The organism is Psychrobacter okhotskensis, from assembly GCF_965638355.1.
GTDB classification, from domain to species: Bacteria; Pseudomonadota; Gammaproteobacteria; order Pseudomonadales; family Moraxellaceae; genus Psychrobacter; species Psychrobacter okhotskensis.
Genome location: NZ_OZ281822.1, coordinates 1,381,488 through 1,406,836, shown reverse-complemented (window position 1 = coordinate 1,406,836; position 25,349 = coordinate 1,381,488). Strand labels below are relative to the sequence as shown.

The 25,349-nt window shown below is 44.4% G+C and carries 17 protein-coding genes, 1 tRNA gene and 1 pseudogene; 9 read left to right on the top strand and 10 right to left on the bottom strand.

The features are described 5' to 3' along the window. Positions 1-95 precede the first annotated feature (95 nt). From glmM to cysS, 4 genes are all read right to left on the bottom strand, one after another. Positions 96-1,463 (bottom strand): phosphoglucosamine mutase, encoded by a 1,368-nt coding sequence (gene glmM / locus ACSUPM_RS06005; RefSeq protein WP_201566918.1) that lies wholly within the window; start codon positions 1,461-1,463, stop codon positions 96-98. Between the two features lie 196 nt (positions 1,464-1,659). Then, a complete protein-coding gene (gene guaB, locus ACSUPM_RS06000; protein WP_101212703.1) occupies positions 1,660-3,132 on the bottom strand; it encodes an IMP dehydrogenase in 1,473 nt (490 codons plus the stop codon). 403 nt (positions 3,133-3,535) lie between these two features. Then, positions 3,536-5,542 (bottom strand): mechanosensitive ion channel family protein, encoded by a 2,007-nt coding sequence (locus ACSUPM_RS05995; RefSeq protein ID WP_201566920.1) that lies wholly within the window; start codon positions 5,540-5,542, stop codon positions 3,536-3,538. Positions 5,543-5,671: 129 nt separating this feature from the next. Continuing rightward, positions 5,672-7,132 (bottom strand): cysteine--tRNA ligase, encoded by a 1,461-nt coding sequence (gene cysS, locus ACSUPM_RS05990; protein ID WP_201566922.1) that lies wholly within the window; start codon positions 7,130-7,132, stop codon positions 5,672-5,674. Between the two features lie 232 nt (positions 7,133-7,364). Between cysS and ACSUPM_RS05985 the strand changes: the two genes are divergently transcribed. Further along, positions 7,365-8,003: a cob(I)yrinic acid a,c-diamide adenosyltransferase gene (locus ACSUPM_RS05985; protein ID WP_025650684.1), complete on the top strand. Its 639-nt coding sequence runs from the start codon at positions 7,365-7,367 to the stop codon at positions 8,001-8,003. A gap of 148 nt (positions 8,004-8,151) precedes the next feature. Here ACSUPM_RS05985 and ACSUPM_RS05980 read toward each other — a convergent pair whose 3' ends face one another. Then, positions 8,152-9,132: a hypothetical protein gene (locus ACSUPM_RS05980; RefSeq protein ID WP_201566924.1), complete on the bottom strand. Its 981-nt coding sequence runs from the start codon at positions 9,130-9,132 to the stop codon at positions 8,152-8,154. Positions 9,133-9,559: 427 nt separating this feature from the next. On the opposite strand from ACSUPM_RS05980, the gene ACSUPM_RS05975 reads away from it, so the two are divergent. The 7 genes from ACSUPM_RS05975 (at position 9,560) to ACSUPM_RS05945 (ending at position 18,803) form a co-directional block, all read left to right on the top strand. Further along, positions 9,560-10,288, top strand: coding sequence for a glycerophosphodiester phosphodiesterase (locus tag ACSUPM_RS05975; protein WP_025650686.1), 729 nt, complete (start codon positions 9,560-9,562; stop codon positions 10,286-10,288). Positions 10,289-10,590: 302 nt separating this feature from the next. Beyond that, on the top strand, positions 10,591-11,988 hold the full coding sequence (locus ACSUPM_RS05970; RefSeq protein WP_227675027.1) for an acyl-CoA desaturase: 1,398 nt from the start codon (positions 10,591-10,593) through the stop codon (positions 11,986-11,988). Between the two features lie 282 nt (positions 11,989-12,270). Continuing rightward, complete coding sequence (locus ACSUPM_RS05965) at positions 12,271-13,737, top strand: protein adenylyltransferase SelO (RefSeq protein WP_201566926.1); 1,467 nt, start codon at positions 12,271-12,273, stop codon at positions 13,735-13,737. 354 nt (positions 13,738-14,091) lie between these two features. Beyond that, a complete protein-coding gene (locus tag ACSUPM_RS05960) occupies positions 14,092-16,434 on the top strand; it encodes an NADP-dependent malic enzyme (RefSeq protein WP_198552018.1) in 2,343 nt (780 codons plus the stop codon). 166 nt (positions 16,435-16,600) lie between these two features. Then, a complete protein-coding gene (locus tag ACSUPM_RS05955; protein WP_201566928.1) occupies positions 16,601-17,803 on the top strand; it encodes a tRNA nucleotidyltransferase in 1,203 nt (400 codons plus the stop codon). 33 nt (positions 17,804-17,836) lie between these two features. Continuing rightward, complete coding sequence (locus tag ACSUPM_RS05950) at positions 17,837-18,643, top strand: pteridine reductase (protein ID WP_201566930.1); 807 nt, start codon at positions 17,837-17,839, stop codon at positions 18,641-18,643. 83 nt (positions 18,644-18,726) lie between these two features. Further along, a tRNA-Ile gene (locus ACSUPM_RS05945) sits at positions 18,727-18,803 on the top strand. A gap of 54 nt (positions 18,804-18,857) precedes the next feature. On the opposite strand, the gene ACSUPM_RS05940 is transcribed toward ACSUPM_RS05945, so the two are convergent. The 5 genes and pseudogenes from ACSUPM_RS05940 to ACSUPM_RS05920 all read right to left on the bottom strand — a co-directional run bounded on the left by ACSUPM_RS05940 (position 18,858) and on the right by ACSUPM_RS05920 (position 24,327). After that, the gene (locus ACSUPM_RS05940; RefSeq protein ID WP_265088546.1) at positions 18,858-19,697 is read right to left on the bottom strand and encodes an IS3 family transposase; all 840 of its coding nucleotides are present in this window, start codon (positions 19,695-19,697) and stop codon (positions 18,858-18,860) included. Further along, a complete protein-coding gene (locus ACSUPM_RS05935; RefSeq protein ID WP_201577444.1) occupies positions 19,685-20,200 on the bottom strand; it encodes a helix-turn-helix domain-containing protein in 516 nt (171 codons plus the stop codon). Before ACSUPM_RS05935 ends, ACSUPM_RS05940 begins: the two co-directional genes overlap by 13 nt. A 214-nt stretch (positions 20,201-20,414) precedes the next feature. Continuing rightward, positions 20,415-21,374, bottom strand: a pseudogene (locus ACSUPM_RS05930) (NAD(P)H-dependent flavin oxidoreductase). Positions 21,375-21,437: 63 nt separating this feature from the next. Then, entirely contained in the window at positions 21,438-23,078 is a 1,641-nt protein-coding gene (locus ACSUPM_RS05925; RefSeq protein ID WP_201566079.1) for a long-chain-fatty-acid--CoA ligase, read from the bottom strand. Between the two features lie 97 nt (positions 23,079-23,175). Further along, complete coding sequence (locus ACSUPM_RS05920; protein ID WP_201566071.1) at positions 23,176-24,327, bottom strand: acyl-CoA dehydrogenase family protein; 1,152 nt, start codon at positions 24,325-24,327, stop codon at positions 23,176-23,178. A 265-nt stretch (positions 24,328-24,592) separates the two neighbouring features. Here ACSUPM_RS05920 and ACSUPM_RS05915 point away from each other — a divergent pair, with 265 nt between their 5' ends. Next, positions 24,593-25,330, top strand: coding sequence for a TetR/AcrR family transcriptional regulator (locus ACSUPM_RS05915; protein ID WP_201566070.1), 738 nt, complete (start codon positions 24,593-24,595; stop codon positions 25,328-25,330). The last annotated feature ends 19 nt before the right edge of the window (positions 25,331-25,349 follow it).

Genomic DNA, 25,349 nt, shown 5'->3' with positions numbered 1-25,349 from the left:
GATAATATCGAGATATTAACCAGCTATTTGACGATGTTTGGCAAGATTTAGCCATTTTTAGCCCATTTAGACGACTATCGAATGAATTACATGTCCTAGCCCAATACCTTCTTAATCTGCTCAGCTAAGTCATTGGCCATAACATCACACTCTATCTCATCGTCTGACTCGACCATCACTCGAATCATTGGCTCGGTACCCGATTGACGAATCAATAGACGACCACGACCTTCTAGAGTGGCACGGGCTTTATCAAAAGCGGCGACCAGCTCTTCATGCTCAAAAGGATCTTGCATGGTAGACAAGCGCACATTGACCAGTTTTTGTGGCAAAATTTCAAAGCCTTCCATGAGGTCACTCAAGGCTTTATTCTGTGCTTGCATAACGGCCAATACTTGCAAGCTTGCGATAATCGCATCACCGGTACGACTTTTGTCTAAGCACAATATATGCCCAGATGGTTCACCGCCTAGTATCCAGTCATGAGCGGCAAGCTCTTGCATGACATAACGGTCACCTACCTTAGCCCGAGTAAAGGCAATACCGGCCTCTTTTAGTGCCAACTCCAGCCCCATGTTAGTCATGAGAGTACCAACCACTCCCACTGCAGGCGTCTTTCCCTGAGTGGCAAGCACGTATAAAATGCCATCGCCATCAACTAAATTACCTGCCTCATCAACCATCACGATACGATCGCCGTCACCATCTAAGGCGATACCAACATCTGCTTCGTGCTCAAGCACTGCTTTTTGTAAACTCTCCGGATGGGTCGAGCCGCAGTCAGCATTAATATTGATACCATCCGGCGTATTATTGATAGCAATCACGTTGGCACCCAGCTCACGCATGACTCTTGGGGCGACGCTGTAGCCTGCACCATTGGCACAATCGACAACGATAGTCAGATGATCTAAGTCATACTGATAAGGGAAACTGCCTTTACAGAATTCAATATAGCGACCCTTGGCATCGTTGATACGGTTATTTTTACCTAATTGTGCTGGATCAAGAATAGGCATGAGTACATCGCCACTATTAGAGTCGCTCATGATAGCTTTTAACTTATCATTAATCGCTGCTTGCATCTCATCAGTGAGTTTTTTGCCGTCAGCTGAAAAGAACTTGATGCCGTTGTCATAGTATGGATTGTGCGATGCTGAGATAACGACGCCTGCATCCGCATGGAAGCTACGGGTTAGATGCGCGATAGCGGGTGTTGGCAATGGGCCAAGCATATGTACATCGACCCCAGCTGCGTTAAAGCCAGCCTGAAGTGCTCCCTCAATGACGTAGCCTGATAGACGAGTGTCTTTGCCAATCACTACGCTCGGTTTACGAGTAGGATTGTCATTTTTTTCTATGAGCACCAGTCCAGTCACATAACCTAACTTCAAAATAAAATCAGGGGTAATCGGCAACTCACCAAATTTTCCGCGAATACCATCAGTGCCAAAGTAGCTCATTATAAATGTTCCTCAAGTCTAAAAATGAAACGCCAGACGTGCGCGTAGGCAAGGCAATAACCAGTATATTCTATTTGTGTATTTTACAAAAAAAACAGCCAACAATGACGGGGCATTGTTGGCTGTTTGTATCTTGATGTCACTATCCTACTGTCTGTCAGCAATTATCAACGTCAGTAGGACTACAGAATATGAATTAATCTACTCGATAGTTCGGGGCTTCTTTGGTGATTTGCACATCGTGAACATGCGACTCTTTCATCCCCGCAGACGTCACCTTAATGAACTGTGGTTTGGTACGCATATCTTCGATAGTCGCACAGCCAGTATAGCCCATTGATGAGCGTAAACCACCAACCAACTGATTGACGATGCCTGCCACTGGTCCTTTATAAGGAACGCGACCTTCGATACCTTCTGGAACCAGCTTTTCTACCCCATCTTTGGCATCTTGGAAATAGCGATCTGATGAGCCGTTTTGACCTGACATCGCACCTAAGCTACCCATACCGCGATACGCTTTATAATAACGACCTTGGAATAGCTCAACTTCGCCTGGCGCTTCTTCGGTACCAGCCATTAGTGAGCCGACCATGATACATGAAGCACCGGCCGCGATAGCTTTTGCCATATCACCTGAGAAGCGAATACCACCATCAGCAATCAATGGAATACTGTCTTTCAGGGCGCTGGCTACATTATCAATGGCCGAGATTTGTGGCACACCAATACCCGCGATAATACGGGTGGTACAGATAGAACCAGGGCCAATACCGACTTTTACTGCATCAGCGCCCGCATCACGTAATGCTAGAGCGGCATCACCGGTTGCGATGTTGCCACCGATGACTTGTACGTGAGGGAAGTTTTTCTTGATCCAAGAGACTTTTTCAATCACGCCTTTTGAATGTCCATGGGCGGTATCGACCACGATAACATCGACGTCAGCGGCGATTAAGGCTTCAACGCGCGCTTGCGTATCTGCGCCAGTGCCGACAGCAGCGCCAACCCGTAGGCGACCTTGCTCATCTTTACACGCATTTGGATTATTCTCAGCTTTGGCAAAGTCATTGACCGTAATCAAACCGCGCAGACGAAAGTCTTCATCAATCACGATCACTTTTTCGATACGGTGCTCATGCAGCAATTTTTTGATATTTTCATTGCTTTCACCTTCTTGCACGGTGACTAGCTGCTCTTTTGGCGTCATGATATGGCTAACTGGTAACGACAAATTGGTCTCAAAACGCCAGTCACGATGGGTCACGATACCAACGACTTTATCAGTACCCTTCTCTACCACTGGTACACCTGAAATATTATTGTCTTGAGTCAATCTTAATAATTCACCAATCGTCATTTCAGGGTGAACGGTAATAGGATCAACCACGGTTCCTGCTTCGAATTTTTTGACGCGGCGTACTTGCGTGGCCTGCTTATCGATATCCATGCTTTTATGCAAGATACCCAAACCACCTAGCTGTGCCATGGTAATAGCCATTTCAGATTCGGTGACCGTGTCCATAGCAGCCGAGATTAATGGCAAATTCAGTGTGATACTTTTGGTCAGACGCGTGGACAGATCAGCAGATTTTGGCAGGATTTCAGAGTAGGCTGGTAACAATAAAACGTCATCAAAGGTAAAGGCTTCATCGACAATTCGTAACATACAGACCCCTAGTGGTGGTTATTTTGATGGGTGGGATTTTCGCATTAAGACAATCAATCAAGATCACCATTATGACTTTACGACGTTCAACCCTTATTTATGAAAGGCTTTGAATCATAGAGCTTTAGATAATAAGCAATGTACCAGTTGTTATTTGTCATTAGATATTTTTTATCAGTAAACAAAAGCACTGGAAAACAGCTATTGATTTATCAGTGGTAAGAAGACACAAATACTGCAACCTCTTATCTTTAATCGCTCAGTTATCCCTTAAAAATAACGCCATATTATAACAAATAAACAAGCAAATCGCATGCTTATTTGTTAGCTTATTTTAACATCAATAGTTTGTCTGTTTTTGCCACTTTGCTTGCTGTCCACTATACCTATTGACCGTTCCAACTTATACGCTAGTGTCTTTAAATATCAAGCGCTCAGCGGGGAGATAAGCTTGCTGTTCAGCATATAAATAACTTAACATCTGCTCGCGTACCTGACACTCCAACCGCCAAGCGTTGATAGGACTATCAGACGCTTGGCTACAGCGTAATTTTATGGTGTTTTCGGACACGGATACTGTATACATTTCAGGCTCAGTTTCACCGTCCCATAAGTCGTTCGCTTTGACCAGCTTGATATATTGTTGCCTGATTGCTTCGACATCAGCACCATAGTCGACGTAGAGATAAATCACACAGGTTTGATGCGAGTCTGTATGCGACCAATTCTCTACGATTTCGGTGACGAAGTGGCGCATTGGAATAATCAACCGGCGCTCATCCCAAGTCTGCAGAACCGCATAGGTATAGCCCAAATCCTCTATCGTCGTCCACTCACCTTCCATCATGACCGTATCACCAATACGCACTGGCTGAGTGATGGCAACCTGCATACCAGCAATGACATTACCCAATATCGGCTGAGCGGCGATACCGATAACGGCACCAGCAATACCTGCGGAAGTCAGCAAGGTCTTACCCAATCCTTGAATATTGGTGAACTCACTGAGGCCAATCCAAATACTACCAAGGATCATGACGAAGATAAAAATGCGGCGAAATATAGAAACGTAAGTACGGCGACGACGACCTTTATCAAACTGCTCGTCGCCTAGATTTTCAATCTGCAAATCTTTGTAGCGATTGGCAAAAAAATTAATCGCTCGAATACCCAGCCACAACGCGCTAAAGACCAATCCCACCCAAATGATCGGACGTGTCGATGAAGCGACCGCATCCAAGTAAGGAAAACCGCCCGATACCAAGGTAAATACCGAGGAAAAACTGATGGTAAAGGTCAAGGGTACCGTCAGCTTATTGACCAAATCTTCCACGCTATTATGGTGAACCGTACCCAGCCGATTGCCTTCTTTATCTCTAACATACCAATTAAGGAGCTTGCCTGCGCCTTTACTCAATAACCAGCCAACCCCCATGGTAAATGAGAAGAAGATAAGTAATGCTAAAAACTCCCAGATGGCGATACTAAATAACTGTAATTTTGTCCACGCCGGTAAATAACGCTCAAACTTTGCAGGATGATATTGCTCATAGAGGTTATCGATATTACCAACCGTTTGGGCAGAAAATATCCAAAAAGGCGCACTATCATCAATGCGCACACGCTCCAAATATATCGGTACGCGACGTTCACGATAATCGATATAACCAAGCTGAATGGAGCGTCTAGGAATCCCTTGAATACTGTTGGTGCTGCCAAGCGGTGGCTCAATCAAACCATCAGGACGGTCTGGCAATTTATCAAAAACATAGAGTTTTTTTTCAACCAACAAAAAATCAAGCTGTTTGGCCAGCTCAATCGCCCGATTACGCTGCAACTTGTCATCAATGAGGTTCATATTGAGTGCATAAGCGGCCAAGTCATACTGCTGCTTCATGACGGCTGACTGAAAAAACTCTAATGTGGCAAGCGGCGTAGATAAATTCGGTGGTTCAGCTAACGGCGGCAATCCTGCATTTAGCTTGTTTAAGGAATAATAGCTTTCGTTATAATCACCAGTGAGACCAGTATCTCCTTGCAGTATGCCTGCCTGCTGCACGGCATCCTTGTCTAAAGGATTGAAGGTTTCTTCTGCAATATCTGAGACACTAATGCCGTCTTGTTTGAATTGATCAATTTTCTGCGCTGTATAATCTATCAGGTTTTCTGGCTTTGCCATCTCAGTATTTTTTGTAGTGTCTTGCCTATCAACTGTTGTATCGCTACCGGTTGCCGCAGTTGCTGGAATATAAAACACACTGCACAACATGACGAGCATACTGAGTAAAAATGTCAGTCCACTATGATGACGCACAACATTGTCATCGCTAGCAGAACCCTCAATAACATTAGCGTTATGATTGACGTTTTTAACGTGGGTCGTATTTAGAGAATTAAGGGAGTTTTGCATACGAAAAATCTTGGCCTCGGTGTGTTTCTAACCTAATGCAGTCTACAAAAAAAAGCCAGCGCAATGCTGACTTAATTTATTAGTTGACGTACTTTATTGTTGATAGCTTCTATATTCAGCAAAGCACTATTAAGCACGGCGCCAAGTCGTACCAGCTCGGCTGTCTTCAAGCTCAATGCCCGCCGCTTTTAATTGTTCACGCACCTCATCGGCACGCGCAAAGTCTTTGTTGGCTTTAGCCTCTGCACGCTCAATGATTAGACCATCAATAGCCGCATCGCTTAAACCATTATCCGCTTGATCGCCAATGACAGCTTGCAAAAACTGTGATACTGGTTGCTGCAGAATATTTAATACCTGTGCCAAGGCTTTGAGCTGCTGCGCCAACTGCCATGCAGTATCTACCTCTTCAGCTTTGATCGCTTTATTGATATCACGGGCCAACCCGAACAAGACACTAATCGCCGTTGAACTATTAAAATCATCATTCATGGCTTTGATAAAATCTTGTCCAGCAGGGCTGCTGTAAGCGTCATTTATTAAAGAATCATTAATCGTCAATTCCTCACCTTTTTGCTGTTCAGCAACTTTGAGCGCTTGGTATAGTCTGCTTAGGCTATTATGAGCCTCATCTAACGCACTATCCGAGAAGTTTACTTGGCTACGGTAATGGCTGGATAATAAAAAGAAGCGCAGCGTTTCAGGATGAAAATGTGCAATAACATCACGAATTGTGGAAAAATTACCCAATGACTTAGACATTTTTTCGCCATCGACATTGATAAAGCCCACGTGCATCCAATTGCGGGCATATTCGCAGCCGGTTGCCGCTTCTGACTGGGCGATCTCATTTTCATGGTGTGGAAATTGTAAATCATGACCACCGCCATGAATATCAAAGGTATTGCCCAGGCACTTGGTCGACATCGCCGAGCATTCAATATGCCAACCTGGACGTCCTTGACCCCACGGTGATGCCCATTGCGGCTCATGAGGTTTAGCCGCTTTCCATAGGACAAAATCAAACGGGTTGCGTTTGTCGTTTTCGACATCAACGCGCGAGCCTGCCTGCATATCATCGAGATTACGTTTTGATAACTTACCATAATCTGCAAAGCTATCTACAGCATAATAGACATCGCCGTTATCGCCAGCATACGCATAATCGCCGGTAACTAACGTCTCAATCATTTGTTGCATCTCATCGATATGGTCAGTCGCACGCGGCTCGGCATTAGGCGTCAAGCAGCCAAGGGCTGAGAAGTCCTCATGCATTGCTTTAATAAAGCGCTCAGTCAATGCACTGATAGCCTCGCCGTTTTCATTCGCGCGCGCGATGATTTTGTCATCAATATCGGTGATATTGCGCACATAATTAACGTCATAACCGAGTTGCGTCAGCCAGCGTACCACCATATCAAAGCCAATCATCATCCGCGCATGACCAATATGACAATAATCATAAACGGTCATGCCGCACACATACATACCTACTTGCCCGGCTTTAAGTGGTACAAACTGACGTTTACCGCCCGTCAGTGAATCATAAATGGCAAGCTGAGACATCGCATCGGCAAGAGGTGTGGTCATGGTATAAAAGCCTTTTAATTAGAACAAGATAGATAAATTGAGATGACGATAAAATATGAGTATCGTACTATTAGCCACTAACCGCGACTAATAAGATTATAAACTTGAAAGTTACCGCTTTATAAACGCTTTATAAAACTTAACCCATTATCTTAGCGAAATCGGCTGGAAAATACTACAATGAGCGCGCAACTAACCCTATTCAATGATAAAAACCGTTAAGGATGTAGAAATGGCCAATCGCTTAAGCAAAATATATACGCGCACCGGAGATGATGGTAGCACCGGTATGGCAGATGGCAGTCGCGTAAGTAAAGCCGACAATTTATTTAGCGTAATGGGCGATATCGATGAGCTCAACTCACACATCGGCTTGGTACGGGCACACTTAACACAAGCTACTGATAATGAAAACGCAAACCAACAACATCTGCCTGAACGCTTACAACAGCAAAAAGAGTTAGACTTTGCTCAAGCCTTGGTCATAATTCAGCATTTATTATTTAATATCGGCGGTGAGCTCGCCATGCCAGAATATGAAGGCGTTAATGCCAGCCATATTGAATGGCTAGAACAACAAATTGATGCGATGAACACAACTCTGCCACCGCTCAAGGACTTTATCTTGCCGACAGGCTCACTATTGGTCAGTCAACTACACGTCGCGCGTACGGTTTGCCGCCGCGCTGAGCGCCAAGCGGTACTATTGCAGCAAGAGCGTCCAGCAGCGATTCGCAGTACTGCCGTTAGCTTTATCAATCGCTTGTCTGATTGGTTGTTCGTTGCCGCGCGTTTTTGTACCGACCCTGCCCAAGTCTCTGAGGTGCTGTGGGACAATCAAGTCTTGCAAGATTTTGCTAATGATAAATAGTCACCCATAGCATAAAGGCAAATGATGTAGTTTTACTATAGCAATCCCACCTTATCCAAAAAGGTTAGTTCTATAAAAAAGCCCACTACGTTAATGTAGCGGGCTTTTTTATAGTTGTATCACGTAGCAACTGCTGCGTTTTTATGACTTAATAAGTAGCACTGTCATCTTCAATGATGACCATATCAATGCTCTCATCATTAGGTACTAATTTTGGCGAGGTTTGGGTTGCCGGTTTTTTGGTGTCAGTGCTTGGCGCTGCTTGATTATTTTCTGTAGCACTGCTCTGACTGTTATTTTGGCTATTACTTGGATTGTTAATGGTCGGTGGCGTAGCAGGCTCAGCTGGACGAGCAGGGGCCGTCGGCGTCACAGTTCTTGGCTGACGGGTTGGCGCTGATTGATTGTTGTTATTATTGTTCTGTGCAGTGTCACGGCGACGCTCAGCCTGTTGAGCGGCACGCTGGGAACGTTGCTCATCAACTGCTGACTTAAATGCAGATCCTGCCATCATATCTGCCACCACAGTCAATAATGCCGGTTGTCCAGCAATACGGGTACGAACTTGACCACCTTGAGTACCGACGACATAAGTAAAGGCGTCGTCAACGAGCATATTATTATTGATACGAATATTGTTTTGCGCTAAGCGAGACTGCAAGCTTGGCTGGTTACCGGCCGCTTGTACTTGACTGGCCTGATACAAATCTTCGCTTGGCAGAGTCATGCTAACGCTTGCCTGACAAGTGGTCATGCCGTTGTTATTGGCTTCTTGTAAGATCGCTGCATTTTGTACGTCAATGACAATACCATTGATTTTGTCAGTGACAACACCACTATTTAGACTGATTTCTGCCTCATTGGCATAATTGGCAGCCAACGTTTGAGCCTGCTGATTGAGCGTGTTTTTTAGCGCGGATTTCAAGCGGTCTTGTACCATCGGATCATCACAACTGACGGCAGGCGTGATGACATTATCGTCAACTGCTGGCTGTTCTACTGTTGCCTCTGTCGTCTCAGCGTTATCGTCTTTATCTGAGCGATCACAACCTGTCACGGCCAAACCACATATCAGACTAATACCGGCGACGTGCTGCCATTTGATCCACTTGCTTTTTGTTGCGCTCATACTCAATTTGCTCCCAATTTACTAATTCTTACCGTCAGCGATGGACAGTATTTGACATTCAGATCGCAACACTTGCCGCGATAGATTTGAAAATCACATTATTATAAGGTGTTTAAATGAGATGGTCATTAGTGTGACCCCTTGCTGTACAAATAATGTCTTACATTGTGCCCAAAACCTATGTTTGGTTGCAAAAACATAACAAATACATACTTATATCATCGCTAAGAATATTTAAACAAGGGCTTAATTCTAGCGGAAACTTGCAACAAACTATTCCTGAAACAACTTTCAAATATTAGCTTACTTTTCAATATCACAACCCTCTAAGACGGTATTTAATCCAAAACTATTTTGCAAATTTCGTTAGATTCTGTCGGTTGGACGCTATATCATTACTCGTAAAAATAGCCGACAGTTCCTCATTATGATAAATCTTAACAATACACTTTTACTCGGTCATCGCGGTGCGCGTGGTGAAGCAGTCGAGAATACCTTAGCAGGTTTTGAACACGCTCAACGTCTCAATCCTCAAGGTTTAGCAGGGGTTGAGTTTGATGTACAGTTGAGTGCGGATGAGCAATTAATCGTATTCCATGACGACAATCTACAACGCATGTGTGGTCAGCAATCGCGCATCGATCAATTAACGCTCGCTGAGATTCAGCGCTATCGTCAGGATAAACACCCACTTATTACTTTAGACCGCGCATATCAAGCATTGACCAATTTTAGCTATATAGAGCTTGAGATAAAGACTCATGAGCGTACCAATTACACGCAGTTGGTACATGCATTGACACGTAATCTCCTTGACACCCCGATTGCTAGCTTACCTATTGTCCTGACTAGCTTTGATGTCGAATTACACGCGCGGCTGCAACGCAATAAAACCTTACAACATATTCTGCGTGGCTTACTGATTCGCACCCCTAAAACTTTGCTAAGCGCACCACAAACTGCCCTGCAACTTGGCTGCGTCCAGCTAGGTATTCACTATCCATTGCTGACTCAAGCAGTCATTAAGCACTGTCATCGTTATCACCTGCCAGTCAGCGCGTGGACCGTCAATGATAGCGAGACGATTAAACAGCTTATTACGTGGCAAGTCGACGTCATCATTACCGATTATCCAACCTATTTTCTCACGCGCTAAGTAAGTGAACTTCTTACCTATCTTTTTGTCATATTTCAAAAAACTTGCTTGAAAATGGCTTAAAAAAGCCAGCTAATTAATTGGCTCGATAGTCATTTGTACGTTTTTATCGCACACATATTTATCTTTTTACTTACACTTTCACTTAATTGCTGATAAGTAAGGGATTGTTTGGGTTAATCACTACCATAACTCCTACAAGTTATTGTTATTTAGCAATATTTTTCTAGTGTATGACTGTTCACTTTACTAGTCTTTTAGGGTAATATGGAGGCTGAAATTAATATCATTAGGAATATTACATGATTGCTAAAAAAGTAATAGGCTTACCACTTAAGGGCTTGCGTTTTGCCATGAAGTCGGGTGATACGCTTATACAGCATGCTGGCACTCAGGCGCTGCGCGTGAAGACGTGGCTTGATACTGGCAAAAGCAAAACTGATGAGGCTGCCGATACGCAGTTTGCGACGACGAGCGGTTATAAAGATGCCAATGCAGTCGCTAACTATGAAGGTATCGATCCGCTTGAGCTTGAATTTCAAAAGTCGCCCATCAATCTGGTTCCAGCGATTTTTCTGATTACAACGCCTATTGCTGCTGCCGTCATTACGCCATGGTACTTGATGACCCATCAAGTTAGTGCGCCGGTTTGGGGCGTGTTTGGTGCCTTTATGGTGTGGACCGGTATTAGTATCACTGCAGGCTATCACCGCCTATTGTCGCATCGCGCTTATAAAGCCCATCCCTTGGTAAAAAACTTCCTATTACTTGGCTCAACCCTTGCGGTTCAAGGCTCTGCTTTTGACTGGGTATCGGGCCACCGTACGCATCATCGTCATGTTGATGACCGCATGGAAGATCCTTATTCAGCAAGACGTGGTTTTTGGTTCAGTCATATCGGTTGGATGTTACGCAATTATCCTAGTGGTCGCTTTGATTATAAAAACATTCCTGATTTGACCAAAGATAAAGTGCTACAGATTCAGCATAAATACTATGGTTTATGGGTACTGGCTACCAACGTTGCGATGGTTGCGGCAGTTGGTTGGTTAATCGGTGACGTTTGGGGCACGCTCGTATTGGCAGGTCTACTGCGCTTGGTATTGACCCACCACTTTACTTTCTTTATCAACTCGTTATGCCACATGTTTGGTACGCGTCCTTATACGGATACCAATAGTGCGCGCGATAACTTTTTCCTTGCTATCTTTACGTGGGGTGAGGGTTATCATAACTATCATCACTTCTTCCAATACGACTATCGTAATGGCGTGAAATGGTGGCAATATGATCCAACCAAATGGTTGATTGTAGGTTTATCGAAGCTTGGTCTGACAACAGATCTACGTACGGTAGATGACACGACCATCAAACATGCTGAAGTGCAAATGCAGTTTAAGGCAGCACAACAGAAAATTGAAACAGCCACTGCAGGCGGACTTGATATTCCGCATGCGATGAAAAGTTTCCAAGATCGTATTAAGTTTGAATTTGATGCATTCACCCAGACGGTAGAAGAATGGCAAGCGCTAAAAGCCAAAACTATTGAACTGAAAAAGATTGAGCTTGCTGACCGTTTGCATGAAGCTGAAGAGACATTGAAAAATGATTATGCTAAGATTGAGCAAAAAATCCTTGAGCATAACAGTAATTTAAAGACAGCATTTCGCTCTATTGGTCACAGCTCCAAAGCCGCTTAAGCGTTAACAGCAGACCCGTAATGTGACGTTAATGTGACTTTCTTATTTTTGCTTTTCTCCTTCCCTTTATCTGTAATAGATAGAGGGATTTTTTTGTTTAGCGTTTATTCACAGCACTTATTTATCTGCAAGGCGCATGAAATCGGACAGGATTAATTAGGCAAAATTTGAAGGTATAGATTACAAGAGATGGACAGAGCGAAACGCTGCAATGGTAAGGCTATGCTATAGTAAGTTACTCACTTTATAATTCGATTTTATCAGCCGATGGGAAAGCCTTGTATGCGCTATCAAAACACCTACGTCAATCTAGACACACGTCTCTATCACAAACAACCTCCTACACCGCTAGAAAATCCACGGATTGGTCACTTCAACCTGCAGGTGGCACAGCAATTGGGCTGGGCAGATGATGAGGATTTAATGGCGCGCTGGGTTGAGATACTCGGTGGTCAATACTTGCCAGCAGATTTTGAACCCTTAGCCATGGCTTACGCGGGTCATCAGTTCGGGCAATGGGCAGGCCAATTGGGTGATGGGCGCGGCTTACTGATGGCACAAGTGCTCGATAATAATGATACGTTGCAAGACTTACATCTTAAAGGTATCGGCCTGACGCCTTATTCGCGGATGGGTGATGGGCGCGCCGTGTTACGCAGTACTATTCGCGAGTATTTATGTGGTCATGCCCTCACTCAGCTAGGTATCCCGTCTTCCAATGCCTTGGGCTTTGTGGTATCAGATACCAAAGTGCGCCGTGAGCGTATGGAAGCTGGAGCGGCATTAATGCGCGTTGCTGACAGTCACATTCGCTTCGGTCATGTTGAGTGGATTGCCAGCTTTGCACCTGACCTGCTCGGCGAGTTTACCGACTATATGATTGATACGTACTATCCAAAGTGCCGCCAAAGCGAGACACCCGTGTTGGCATTTTTGACCGCCGTGGTTGAGCGTACCGCACGAATGATTGCGGACTGGCAGCTAATCGGCTTTGCTCATGGCGTGATGAATACCGATAACTTATCCATTACAGGAAGTGCTTTAGACTTTGGGCCGTTTGGCTTTATGGAGCGCTTCGATCCGGCGTGGATTAACAACCATTCTGACCATACTGGGCGTTACGCTTATCAAAATCAGCCTGCTATCGGACATTGGAATCTCAATACTTGGCTACCGCATTTTATGCGCCTAGAAGGAGTCACCCGTGAGACATTGGCTGACTGTTTGGCGCCTTACGAGGCGACCTTTATGCAGCACTACCAACAGGGACTGTGCCGTAAGCTCGGTCTGCCGCACGAAAAAGAGAGCTTAACCTTGGCCTTTGAATGGCTCACCTTGCTCGAAGATAACTTACTCGATTATACCAATAGCTTTAGAGCATTATTGGCTCTCGTAGCACCAGATGATTATCCTCATGAGCAGCAGCTACTGTCTACCCTGACAGCAGAACTCACCGATGAGGCAAGTAAAGTTTGGCAAGATTGGTCGACGCGCTATCTGGCCCAATTACGGTCAGTGTCTGTCAAACAAGCGCTCGATAGCATGCGAGAGAATAATCCCGTTTATGTGCTGCGTAATAGCATGGCTCAGCGTGCCATTACTGCCGCTGAACAAGGTCAATTTGAAGAAGTTAATCGGGTGTTCGAGCTACTCGCCGACCCTTATAATGTTCAAGATATCGCTATCGAACTGGATAGTAAGCCGCCTACGCCTCATGCACCGCAAATGCCCATTAGTTGTTCGTCTTAATAAGCCTGCTATACTGTAATATTTTGAAACATAATAGGAATGGGGTTGATATTTGACTCCAATCTTTGGCATTATCAACGGGCTAAATGATGAATATCATTTAATTATATTATTCGCATAATTCACAGCTGTTGACTAGGCAGTGAAATGCCAATAATGCTAGAATGACTATTTTGCAGGATTGCTTTTTTTCGCTGCTATCTAAGCGCCGATACTTATCTTTTGCCGATACTTATTTTTTTAGTGTGACTTTACCCTCTTCTCATCATATCTCATGGTTTTTTGAGGGTTAGGCGTTAGTTTTTTTTATCACCATTTAATCTATTCCAATTTATTCCAACCATGGCAATTATTATGAATGACGATATCACTTTGAATACGGATAACCCTACTACGGAAAAAGAGCAGTTTGAACGAGCTGCCCTCCATTATCATGAGTTCCCAAGGCCGGGTAAAATCTCAGTTACGCCTATCAAGCAATTGGCCAATCAACGTGATTTGGCACTCGCCTATTCACCAGGTGTTGCCATACCCTGTCTTGAAATTCAAAGAGACCCAGCCTTAGCTGCCAAATATACCGCGCGTAGCAACTTGGTCGGCGTCATCACCAATGGTACTGCCGTACTGGGTCTAGGTAATATCGGGCCATTGGCGTCAAAACCAGTGATGGAAGGTAAAGGCGTTCTATTCAAGAAGTTCGCGGGTATCGATGTTTTTGATATTGAAATTGCCCAAAACGATCCAGATAAGTTCATCGAAGCCGTCGCTTCTCTTGAGCCAACATTTGGTGGTATTAACTTAGAAGACATCAAAGCACCAGAATGTTTCAAAATCGAACGTGAATTGCGTAAGCGCATGAACATTCCCGTATTTCATGACGATCAACATGGTACTTCAATCATTGTTGCCGCTGCCATGCTCAATGCGTTGATTATCACTGACAAAAAAATTGAAGATATCAAAGTCGTCTGTTCAGGTGCTGGCGCAGCAGCAATCTCTTGCTTAGACATTATTTGTGCACTTGGTGTCAATAAAAACAATATCATTGTGTCAGATTCACGCGGTATCATTAGCACCAGCCGTGAAAACCTTGACGAAACAAAGCAACGCTACGCTCGTGACACGACCGCGACTACTATCGATGAAGTGATGGATGATGTCGATATGTTCCTTGGGCTATCTATGCCAGGAACTTTATCAGAAGATATGGTTCGTCGTATGGCAAAAGACCCTATTGTATTTGCCCTTGCCAACCCCACACCAGAAATTATGCCAGAGTTGGCACATGCTGTGCGTCCAGACGTCATTATGGCAACTGGTCGCTCGGATTATCCAAACCAAGTCAACAATGCCTTATGTTTCCCTTATATCTTCCGCGGTGCATTAGACGTCGGTGCCACAACTGTCAATGAAGAGATGAAAGTTGCCTGTGTACGTGCGATTGCTGCCATGGCGCACGTTGAAGCGACACCGACCACAAACGTAAGAAACATCGAATCGATGAAAAGTTTTGGTCGTGACTACTTAATCCCCGGTCCACTAGAGCCAAACTTAATCATTGAAATCGCTTCTGCGGTTGCCAAAGCGGCGATGGATTCCGGTGTTGCCACGCTCCCTATCACAGATCTTGCGGCGTATCGTCAACGTCTATCTGAGTTTGTCTATAACTCAGCCTTCGTCATGAAGCCTATTTTTGCTCGTGCCAAAGCCGCACCAAAACGCATTGTTTATTGTGAAGGCGAAGACAATAACATCTTACTTGCGGTTCAGGTCGTCGTCGACGAAGAGCTGGCGCAACCTATCTTGGTTGGTCGTCCTTCAGTTATCGAAGCCAATATCGAAAAACTGGGCTTGCGTCTAAAAGATGGCGTGAACATCACTATCGTCAATCAAGATGACGACCCACGCTATAAAGAGTACTGGCAGGGTTATTATGAGAAGAACAAGCGTAAAGGCGTTAGTATTGAACTTGCCCGCCGTGATGTTCGTCGCAAGACCACATTAATCGGCTCACTATTGGTCGAAAATGGCGATGCCGATGGTATGATATGTGGTACGTTTAGCCATTATCAATTGCATTTAGACTACGTACAAAGCGTCATTGGCAAAAAAGAAGGCGTCAAAGATTTTTATGCGATGAATGCCGTACTTATGCAAGATCGCAATATTTTTATCGCTGACACTTATATCCATGAAGATCCAACAGCTGAACAACTGGCTGAAATGACCGTTCTGGGCGTTAATCAATTACGCCGCTTTGGGATCACGCCACGTGTTGCGCTCGTATCACATTCTAACTTTGGTACCTCAAACCGTGCCAGCGCGGTCAAAATGCGTAAAGTGTATCAATTACTAACCGATATGAATGTTGATTTTGATTTTGAAGGCGAGATGCAAGGTGATGCTGCTCTGAACGAAGCGATTCGTCTAGAAGATATGCCATCAAGCCCATTAAAAGGTGCCGCAAACTTGCTTATCTTGCCAACGCTTGATTCAGCAAACATCGCCTTTAACCTGCTCAAAACAGCAACTGGTAGCGCCTCTATTGGTCCTATTTTGCTCGGTGCGAATAAACCAGTCCATATCCTAACGCCATCAGTTACCGCTCGTCGTGTGGTCAACATGACTGCGCTTGCCGTGACGGAAGCTCAAGATCTAGAGAATGAAGCTCAGGATTTAAAGGACGAAGCTCAATGATAGTATGAGTACACTATTGAGACCGTCGCTATAATTTATTTATCGCGACGGTCTGCTATACTAAAACCAGTCAACGCTTTTAATAAAGCATTGACTGGTTTTTTTTGCTCAGTACCACTTCTATTCATGCTATGAATGCCAATTGGGTCAATACCTAGGGAATATTATGCAAGTTTATCTCGTCGGCGGCGCAGTACGTGATCGACTGTTAGGTCGTCCTATCAAAGACAAAGACTTCGTCGTCGTTGGGGCGACAGTAGCTGAGATGATAGCTGCTGGGTTTCAACAAGTCGGCGCAGATTTTCCTGTGTTTTTGCACCCTACCAGTCATGAAGAGTATGCGCTAGCTCGTACCGAACGTAAGCAAGGTCAAGGCTATCAAGGCTTTAGTGTTCATGCCAGTCCTGATATCAGCTTAAAAGACGATCTACAACGTCGCGACTTGACCGTCAATGCCATGGCAATCGAAGTTACTAGCCTCACTGACGCCACCCCTATCAGTGGCGAAGTGGTCGATTACTATGGTGGACTGGATGATATAAAAAGCAAAACCCTACGTCATGTCTCTAGTGCTTTTAGCGAAGACCCATTACGTGTTCTGCGAGTCGCGCGCTTTTATGGACGGTATTATGACTTGGGCTTTATCATCGCTGGCGAAACACTGGAATTGATGCGTCAGTTGGTCAGCTCGGGCGAACTAACACATTTAAGTAGCGAGCGCATTTGGCAAGAATCGAGCCGTGCAATGATGCAGGTCTCTCCTCAGGTATACTGGCAGCAACTGTTCGAAATCGATGCTTTAACAGAATACTTTGCGCCCTTACATCAGACGTGGAGCATTAACGGTCACATAAGAGAGACGGTACAGACCGCACTGTATTTCGCGGGTCAAATGCAATTCAACTTATCACAACGCTGGGCGTTATTACTGTCGAGCCTTAATCCGGCGTTATTCGGTTTAGTACCCAGTGAAACGATGTCTGCCACAAAAGCCATTATTGAAATAGGCAACACCGCCAAAATACCAAAAGCCCAAACTCAGTTTGCGACTTTATTCGTGCAACAAGGCGAAAAATTAAAGCGTATAAACGAGTTGAGCCCGAGCGAAAAAATAGACCTTATTCAAGCCTGTAGTGCTCATAAAGAGCCTGATAAGCTCTCGCAACTGCTAGTAACCAGTCACGTGTTACAGCTCGCCTCTCAGCACCGTGAGATGATGTTAGCTCTAGGCAGCTTCCATGCTATTGGCGTCAAAGATATCGAATCAGACCTCAAAGGTCCAGCGATTGGTGCTGCATTGCGACAAGCCAGAATTGAACACTTACAAGCGCACGATATGTCATCAATACCTTCTGAAAAGATGGCTTAGAAATCACTCTTCAATGTCTATTAAAACCTAACTATGAATCAAAAACTTAAGATATCTTTAACAGAAAATACTGTTGCACCAGTGATGCTGGTGACTGGCAGCGCCAAGCGTATTGGTGCCGCTATTATTCGTGCCGCACACTATCAGGGCTATCGGGTGATTATCCATTGTCATCATAGTAAGAATGCAGCAAATACCCTAGCCAATGAGCTAAATGAAAATCGAGCCGATAGTGCCGTGGTAATCGTCGCTGATTTGGCAATCGTTAATGACAGCTCGGCTCTTAGCCAGTTCATCCAAAATATCATAGGAAGTTTTGGTCAGCTCGATGTGCTGGTACATAATGCGTCACGGTTTTATCCGAGTCCGCTTGGTAGTATCGAAAACGCGCAATGGGACGAATTGTTTTTGACTAATGCAAAAGCGCCCTTACTATTAAGCCAAGCGTTATATCCCTATCTTAAAGCACGGCAAGGTTGCATCATTAGCCTACTCGATATCCATGCACACAATAAGCCATTCAGCACTTATACCATCTATAACATGGCGAAAGCCGCTCACCGAATGATGGTACAATCTCTCGCACTCGATATGGCACCTGATGTACGCGTCAATGGCGTTGCCCCTGGAGTCAATATTTTGCCTGAGACTGATAGCGATCAAGCGCTTGATGATGAGCAACAACAAAGCATCGTTAGCTCCATTCCCATGCAAAGAATAGGAATGCCTGATGAAATTGCACATTGCGTGCTATATTTGGCTAAAGCAAGTTATGTAACCGGCGAGATAGTCGCGGTAGATGGTGGACGTAGTTTGACGCTGGCCGGTGGCAGTTATTAACAAGCCGTCAAATACTCTACGCGATTTGCTAACTTTTACTTGAAAAATAAAAAAAATCAGGTATCATTGTGCGTCTACCGTTAGGGCCCATAGCTCAGTTGGTTAGAGCAGAGGACTCATAATCCTTTGGTCGTAGGTTCAAGTCCTACTGGGCCCACCAAATTTAAACCCTTACAGTCATTGTGAACTGACCCCCGAAACTTGGACGGTTTAATTAAAGATAGTACTGAGCTCTGTATTGTACAGGGCTCAGTCCTTTTAGTTTAAGCTGAATTCTCTCATGATTATAATAATGCATATACTCATGAATCTGTTTCTCTAAATCTTCAATGGTTTTCGGCTTCTTAATATAAATCGTCTCACACTTTAAAGACCCAAAGAAGCTTTCCATCAATGCATTATCTAAACAGTTCCCTTTTCGGCTCATACTTTGCTTAATGTTATTCTCTTTAAGCGTATTCGCAAACGCTTTCATCTGATAATGCCATCCTTGATCTGAATGCAGCGTGAGCTGCTCGGTGCGCTTTGTTGGTATGCCCTTAAGCGCACGATCAAGCATCTGTTTGACCAAGTCATATACCGGTCGTTTTGATAGCTGGTAGCTGACAATCTCATTATTAAAGCAGTCAAGTATCGGTGACAGGTACAGCTTGTCATCGCCGACTTTAAATTCAGTAATGTCTGTCAGCCATCTGCGATTGGGCGCACCCGCCCGAAACTTGCGCTTGACTCTATTCTTAGCAATGACGCCGCACGCTCCTTTATAGGATCGGTACCTTTGTCGTCTGATTCTCGCTGTCAGCTTAAGCTGTCCCATCAGCCGTGCAATCAGTTTGTGGTTATGAATGAGACCCTCATTCTTAAGGGTTTGGGTGATTCGACGGTAGCCATACCGACCTTTATGCTGATGATAGATGTCACTAATACGCTGTTTAAGATCGGCGTATTTATCTTGACTACTAAGACTCGCCCTACGGTAGTAGAAACTACTCCGCGCAAGCTTTGCTATGCTGAGTAAGTCAGATAACGTGTGCTTTAGTCTCAATCCTTCGATGAGCCTTGCTTTGTCGCGGCTTGTTCCCTTTCCCGAAGCAAGGCATCGAGCTTTTTTAGATAGGCATTCTCCGCTCGTAGATATGCGTTTTCACGTTTGAGCTCTGCTAGTGTCTTTTCATTATCGGGTTTGTCTGTGATAGGAGAGGTCATGGGATGACTACCTTTATATTTGGATGTGAGTCCAGACATACCATGGAGCCTGTAAGCTTTATGCCAGTGGCTAATAAGCGCAGGTGAGCTGATATTAAACCTAAGGGCAGTTTCAGATTGGCTTAATCCTTCTGCTAACATCACAGCGATCACTTTATACTTAAAGTCGCTACTGTATTTAGTTTTATTAGTCTTAGGTTTGATGGCGTCTATACCACTATGCTGATACTGCTGAACCCACTTAGATACCATTTTGTTATCAAGTCCAAACTTCTCACCTGTCGCACCGCTACTATGTCCTTGACGGTAGTATGCTATGACTTTGATCTTAAAGTCTATGTCGTATTTCATAAAATAACCCCCAGAAGTTGTGTCCAACTTATGGGGGTCAGTTCATTAGGCTTGAAGGGTTTTTTTGTTGTCTAAGTTTTCGGAAAATCCCTACATGCTATTACTTGCATAGCATGTAGGGATTAGGTATGAATTTTAACTTTCTCAGGTGATGTTGTTAATATCAGGGTTTACCATTATTCAAACAAATTAATATGGCTTAACTTTATAGATTTTACTTCATCCAGCTTGAAGCAACAGATAAGCGCTCACCACACTCAGCGACGATACGTTCAATGAGCTCGGCACAAGTAGGGATATCGTCGATAAGACCGACAACTTGACCTGCGGTGATAACCCCGTTATCCACCTCTCCTGAATTCAGTGCGGCTTGACCACGCGCACCAGCGACTAGCGGACGTATCTCAGCAAATTCAACGCCGCCTTCTTGATACTCCATTGAGACAACTTCATCTGAAATAGCGTTTTTGAGGACGCGGACCGTGTTATTTAGGCTTCTAAAAATAAGGCGAGTATCACGCTCTGAGGCGTTGACTAACGCTTGCTTAATATTATCATGCATGGGCGCCTCGACAGTGGCACAAAAGCGCGTGCCCATGTTGATGCCTTCTGCACCCAATACTAAAGCGGCGGCCCGATACCGCCAGAGGCGATGACAGGGATTGATAGCTGTTTGACGGCAGCTGGGATGAGCACCAAGCCACCGATATCTTCCTCTCCTGAGTGACCAGCACACTCGAACCCATCAATAGATATTATATCGACACCGTGGCGCTCAGCAGATAAAGCATGACGAACCGACACACATTTATGGATAGTAATTAAGTTGGCCGCTTTGGGTTTTGCCATAAAGTCTCTGGGATTATTGCCAGCGATTTCTAAAATCTTGACCCCACTTTCGATAATGGCGTCCATATACTCATCGTAAGGCGGCGGATTGATAGTAGGATAAATGGTTAAATTAACGCCAAAGGGCTTATCCGTCATCTCACGGCAACGGGCAATCTCTTTGGTCAGCGCTTCAGGCGTCGGCATCGTGAGGGCGGTAACCATGCCTAAACCGCCAGCATTTGATACAGCGAGCGGCCGCCATGTCCGCAGTGCCCACCCACATCATGCCGCCTTGGATAATAGGGTATTTAATATTGAGCATTTCGGTGATTCTGGTTTTCATAACAAGTCCATTTAGAGTTTATAAATATATATTGATACTAGGGAAACTAGCGCTTCACTTTAATTAATCGATCAAACCGCGCTCAATGAGATGATTTTCATACTGTTCACGCATATCCTTTTTGAGCATTTTTCCAGTGCCATTCAGCGGAACAGTGTCTACAAAGACTACGGCGTCCGGAAGCTGCCATTTTGCAAGCTTTCCCTCATAATGAGCGATTAAGGCCTCCTCTGTTAACTCCTCGCCAACTGCTAATTGAGCAATAATTATTGGACGCTCATCCCATTTTGGATGCTTAGCGCCGATGACCGCTGCCATAGCCACCGCCGGATGCGACATAGCAATATCCTCTAGCTCTACTGAGGATATCCACTCACCACCTGATTTTATTAAGTCTTTCGCACGGTCGCGAATGCTTAGATAACCGTCCTCATTGATGGTTGCAATGTCACCCGTATCAAACCAACCGTCAGCCTCAAGTGCCGACTCTGCACTATTGAAATAACTATCGACAATCCAATATCCTCGAATTTGTAGATTGCCTGAGGTTTTACCATCATTAGGCAGTAGCTTATTGTTCTGATCCTTATCAACAAGACGAATCTCCACTCCAAATGGCGGACGACCCTGCGACAGACGCGTCTTTAGCTTATCGTCTGCTGATAACTCGCTATGTTTGGCTTTGAGCTGATTGGCGGTCCCTAGTGGACTGGTCTCCGTCATACCCCACGCATGTAAGGTCTCGCAATCAAACTCATCACGAAAAGCTTTAATCATGGACGATGGACAAGCTGAACCACCAACGACGTTACGTTTAAGGCTAGGCAGCTTAGTCCCCGTCTCTTTGGCCGCTGCTAGTAAGGTTTGCCAAATAGTCGGTACGCCAACCGCCACATTGACCTTATACTCATCGATCATATTGGCCAAACTGTGTCCATCTAAATTTGGCCCTGGTAGCACCACTGAGGTCCCAATCATCGCCGCCGCATAAGGCAAACCCCATGCATTGGCATGAAACATCGGTACTACAGGCAACACGATATCTTGTGACGATAAATTCATTGAATCAGGTAAGCTGGCCGCGAAGCTATGTAGCACCGTACTACGATTGGTATATAACACGCCTTTAGGATTGCCCGTGGTACCTGAGGTGTAGCATAGCGAGCTTGGTGCATTTTCATCAAGCTCAGGCCATTTATAGTCATCTGACTCTTCATCTATCAGCTCATCATAGAATAGAACATTAGGGAGTTGCGCTCTGACCTCTTCGTCAGCCGCGGTCATACAAATGAAATGCTTAACCGTGTGCAGATGGTCTTTAACCCCTAATACCAGCGGTAAAAACGTCTTTTCGAAAAACAGCACTTGATCCTCAGCATCATTAACAACATAGATAATTTGCTGCGGAAATAAACGTGGATTGATGGTATGACATACCATGCCGGAGCCGGACACCCCATACCATATCTCAAGATGACGACGGTTATTCCATGCGATGGTCGCTAAGCGATCGCCCTGCTCTATGCCCAGCTTGGCTAAAGCGTTTGCGAGGCGCTTACTGTTATTATGTATCGTTTTCCAATCAGTATGAGTCGTACTACCATCAGTCTCACGCGAATAAATCGGTGTATCACCATGGTAATCGGCAGCGTGTTCAATCAAATGGCTAATCAACAATGGCCGTTGCATCATGTGTCCGAGCATACTTTTCATACTTTCTTCCTTGAAAGTTCGTTCTGAATAATAAATATAAAATAGAGGTATAAAAGGGGTATAAAGTACTGATATCAAAAAACCGCTTTTACATAAAACGTGAGGCCAGTTCCTTCATAATCTCATTGGTACCGCCATAGATTTTTTGTACTCGGGCATCGGCATAGAGTCGTGCAATTGGATATTCCATCATGTAGCCATAACCACCAAATAGTTGTACGCATTCATCCATGACGATGCATTGCTTTTCGGTCACCCAATACTTAATTAAAGCCGCATGTTGAACCGTTAGCTCTTTTTCCAGTAATGATTCAATAGCAGCATCGCATAGGGCACTTGAAGCGATATAATGACTGTTACACTCTGCTAACTTAAAGCGGGTATTTTGAAAGCTCCATACTGGCTTACCAAAAGCGGTGCGCTCTTTGGTGTAATCAATGGTGAGATCCAGTGCCAATTTCATGGCACCAACCCCCGCCAAGGCGACGATGAGACGCTCTTGCGGCAGCTCTTGCATCAGCTGCATAAACCCCATACCTTCAACCGTACCCAAGAGGTTCTTTTGTGGCACTCGCATATTACTAAAAAACAGCTCCGAGGTATCTTGAGACGCCATACCGAGCTTTTTTAGCTTCTTGCCACGCTCAAACCCGGGCGCATTGTCCGTCTCTACTACAATCAGCGAAACGCCTTTCGCCCCTTGCTCTCTATCCGTTTTGCAAGCCACGATTATTAAATTGCCCAATTGACCATTAGTAATAAAGGTTTTAGAGCCATTGATAATATAATCATCACCGTCTTTGACTGCGAAGGTTTTGATATTCTGTAAGTCAGAGCCTGTACCCGGCTCAGTCATCGCGATTGCACCAATCAGCTCACCGGTCGCCATCTTGGGTAGCCATTTCTGCTTTTGCTCTTCGGTACCATGATGCAAAATATAAGGGGCGACAATTCCTGAATGCAAAAAGCCGCCAAAACCTGCTTGATTGGCTTCTGACTGTGCATAAATCAGCGCCGCTTCATGACGAAAATCACCGCCTGCGCCGCCATATTCCTCTGGCATCGAGGCGCATAAAAAGCCCATCTCGCCAGCTTCTAGCCAAGCTGCGCGGTCAAGCATGCCGTTCTCACGCCATTTTTCATCATGCACTTCCCAACCTTTAAACACTTTTAGCGCACTCTCATGCAGCATCTCGATTTCTTCGTCCATCCACTTCGGTTTAAAACAGGCGATAGTCATAAAGTCTTCCTTGATATGGTATTAGTTTTAATGGATGTTAAACTTCTTACACGGATAATATAATAAAAAATTATAAAATAGTAATTAATATTACCTTTTATAAAGTTATAAAAATACATATTAATACTAGCCTAGTTGCTTTTATCTTATAAAATAAATCTTACATTTGCAACAGAGTTCATTATAATGGTAATTATAATTATCCTAAATATTAACTGCTGGTTTTAAAAATTGATAAGCTAGAATTATCAAGGAGATACTAAATATGAAAACCACTCGCTCAAAAGCGCAAGCAAGTAGCAAAACTGACATTGATAAAAAAAGCGCCAAAAATAAACGTGGCAAACATAAAAGCAACTCTGCTAATTTGATTGCTCAAACGGAGTCTTTAGCCTTAGCGCCATTGTCCGATATGCGCCCTGCTACTTTAGATAAAATAGAGAAAGCCGTACGCCAGCTTTTTGCTAGTAGTGATGCTAGCGATATTACGATGATACAAATTGCTAAGGCTGCAAACGTCTCGTTGCAAACACTCTATAAGTATTTTGGCGATAAACAAACGGTACTTTATACTATTATGGATATAGTGCTTGGTAGGCTAGCGACAAGGATGATGGATCATTTGCAAGGTATTGATAGCGTAGAAGATCGTCTGCGTAAGACGTTATGGGTGTGCTTAGATTTTGTCGACACTCATCCTGACGCCGTGATGGTGTTATCGAAGGTATCGATAGCGCGTTTTCATAACATCGCTATTTACAATAATAAAGAGCTTATCAATGCTTTTTTGAGCGTGCTTGAGGATGGTCAAAAGCGAGGGGTACTGGTGGAGACGGTTCCACTGCATATCTTATTTGACGTGTTTATGGGGTTTATCAGCCGTCTCGGTATTATGAAAACGATTCGTCAAGCAGATGCCCCGCTCAATGCAAATTTTGATGCCTTATTTGATATATTATGGCGTTCGATGTCAAAACCTGAGGCAATGCAAAACTCGTCTTAGTAGCGCTAGAAGAAGAGAG

What these genes read in the sequence shown, in the direction of transcription:
- glmM (WP_201566918.1), bottom strand. Translation starts at nt 1,463, where the DNA reads ATGAGCTACTTTGGCACTGATGGTATTCGCGGAAAATTTGGTGAGTTG.
- guaB (WP_101212703.1), bottom strand. Translation starts at nt 3,132, where the DNA reads ATGTTACGAATTGTCGATGAAGCCTTTACCTTTGATGACGTTTTATTG.
- ACSUPM_RS05995 (WP_201566920.1), bottom strand. Translation starts at nt 5,542, where the DNA reads ATGCAAAACTCCCTTAATTCTCTAAATACGACCCACGTTAAAAACGTC.
- cysS (WP_201566922.1), bottom strand. Translation starts at nt 7,132, where the DNA reads ATGACCACACCTCTTGCCGATGCGATGTCTCAGCTTGCCATTTATGAT.
- ACSUPM_RS05985 (WP_025650684.1), top strand. Translation starts at nt 7,365, where the DNA reads ATGGCCAATCGCTTAAGCAAAATATATACGCGCACCGGAGATGATGGT.
- ACSUPM_RS05980 (WP_201566924.1), bottom strand. Translation starts at nt 9,132, where the DNA reads ATGAGCGCAACAAAAAGCAAGTGGATCAAATGGCAGCACGTCGCCGGT.
- ACSUPM_RS05975 (WP_025650686.1), top strand. Translation starts at nt 9,560, where the DNA reads ATGATAAATCTTAACAATACACTTTTACTCGGTCATCGCGGTGCGCGT.
- ACSUPM_RS05970 (WP_227675027.1), top strand. Translation starts at nt 10,591, where the DNA reads ATGATTGCTAAAAAAGTAATAGGCTTACCACTTAAGGGCTTGCGTTTT.
- ACSUPM_RS05965 (WP_201566926.1), top strand. Translation starts at nt 12,271, where the DNA reads ATGCGCTATCAAAACACCTACGTCAATCTAGACACACGTCTCTATCAC.
- ACSUPM_RS05960 (WP_198552018.1), top strand. Translation starts at nt 14,092, where the DNA reads ATGAATGACGATATCACTTTGAATACGGATAACCCTACTACGGAAAAA.
- ACSUPM_RS05955 (WP_201566928.1), top strand. Translation starts at nt 16,601, where the DNA reads ATGCAAGTTTATCTCGTCGGCGGCGCAGTACGTGATCGACTGTTAGGT.
- ACSUPM_RS05950 (WP_201566930.1), top strand. Translation starts at nt 17,837, where the DNA reads ATGAATCAAAAACTTAAGATATCTTTAACAGAAAATACTGTTGCACCA.
- ACSUPM_RS05935 (WP_201577444.1), bottom strand. Translation starts at nt 20,200, where the DNA reads ATGAAATACGACATAGACTTTAAGATCAAAGTCATAGCATACTACCGT.
- ACSUPM_RS05925 (WP_201566079.1), bottom strand. Translation starts at nt 23,078, where the DNA reads ATGCTCGGACACATGATGCAACGGCCATTGTTGATTAGCCATTTGATT.
- ACSUPM_RS05920 (WP_201566071.1), bottom strand. Translation starts at nt 24,327, where the DNA reads ATGACTATCGCCTGTTTTAAACCGAAGTGGATGGACGAAGAAATCGAG.
- ACSUPM_RS05915 (WP_201566070.1), top strand. Translation starts at nt 24,593, where the DNA reads ATGAAAACCACTCGCTCAAAAGCGCAAGCAAGTAGCAAAACTGACATT.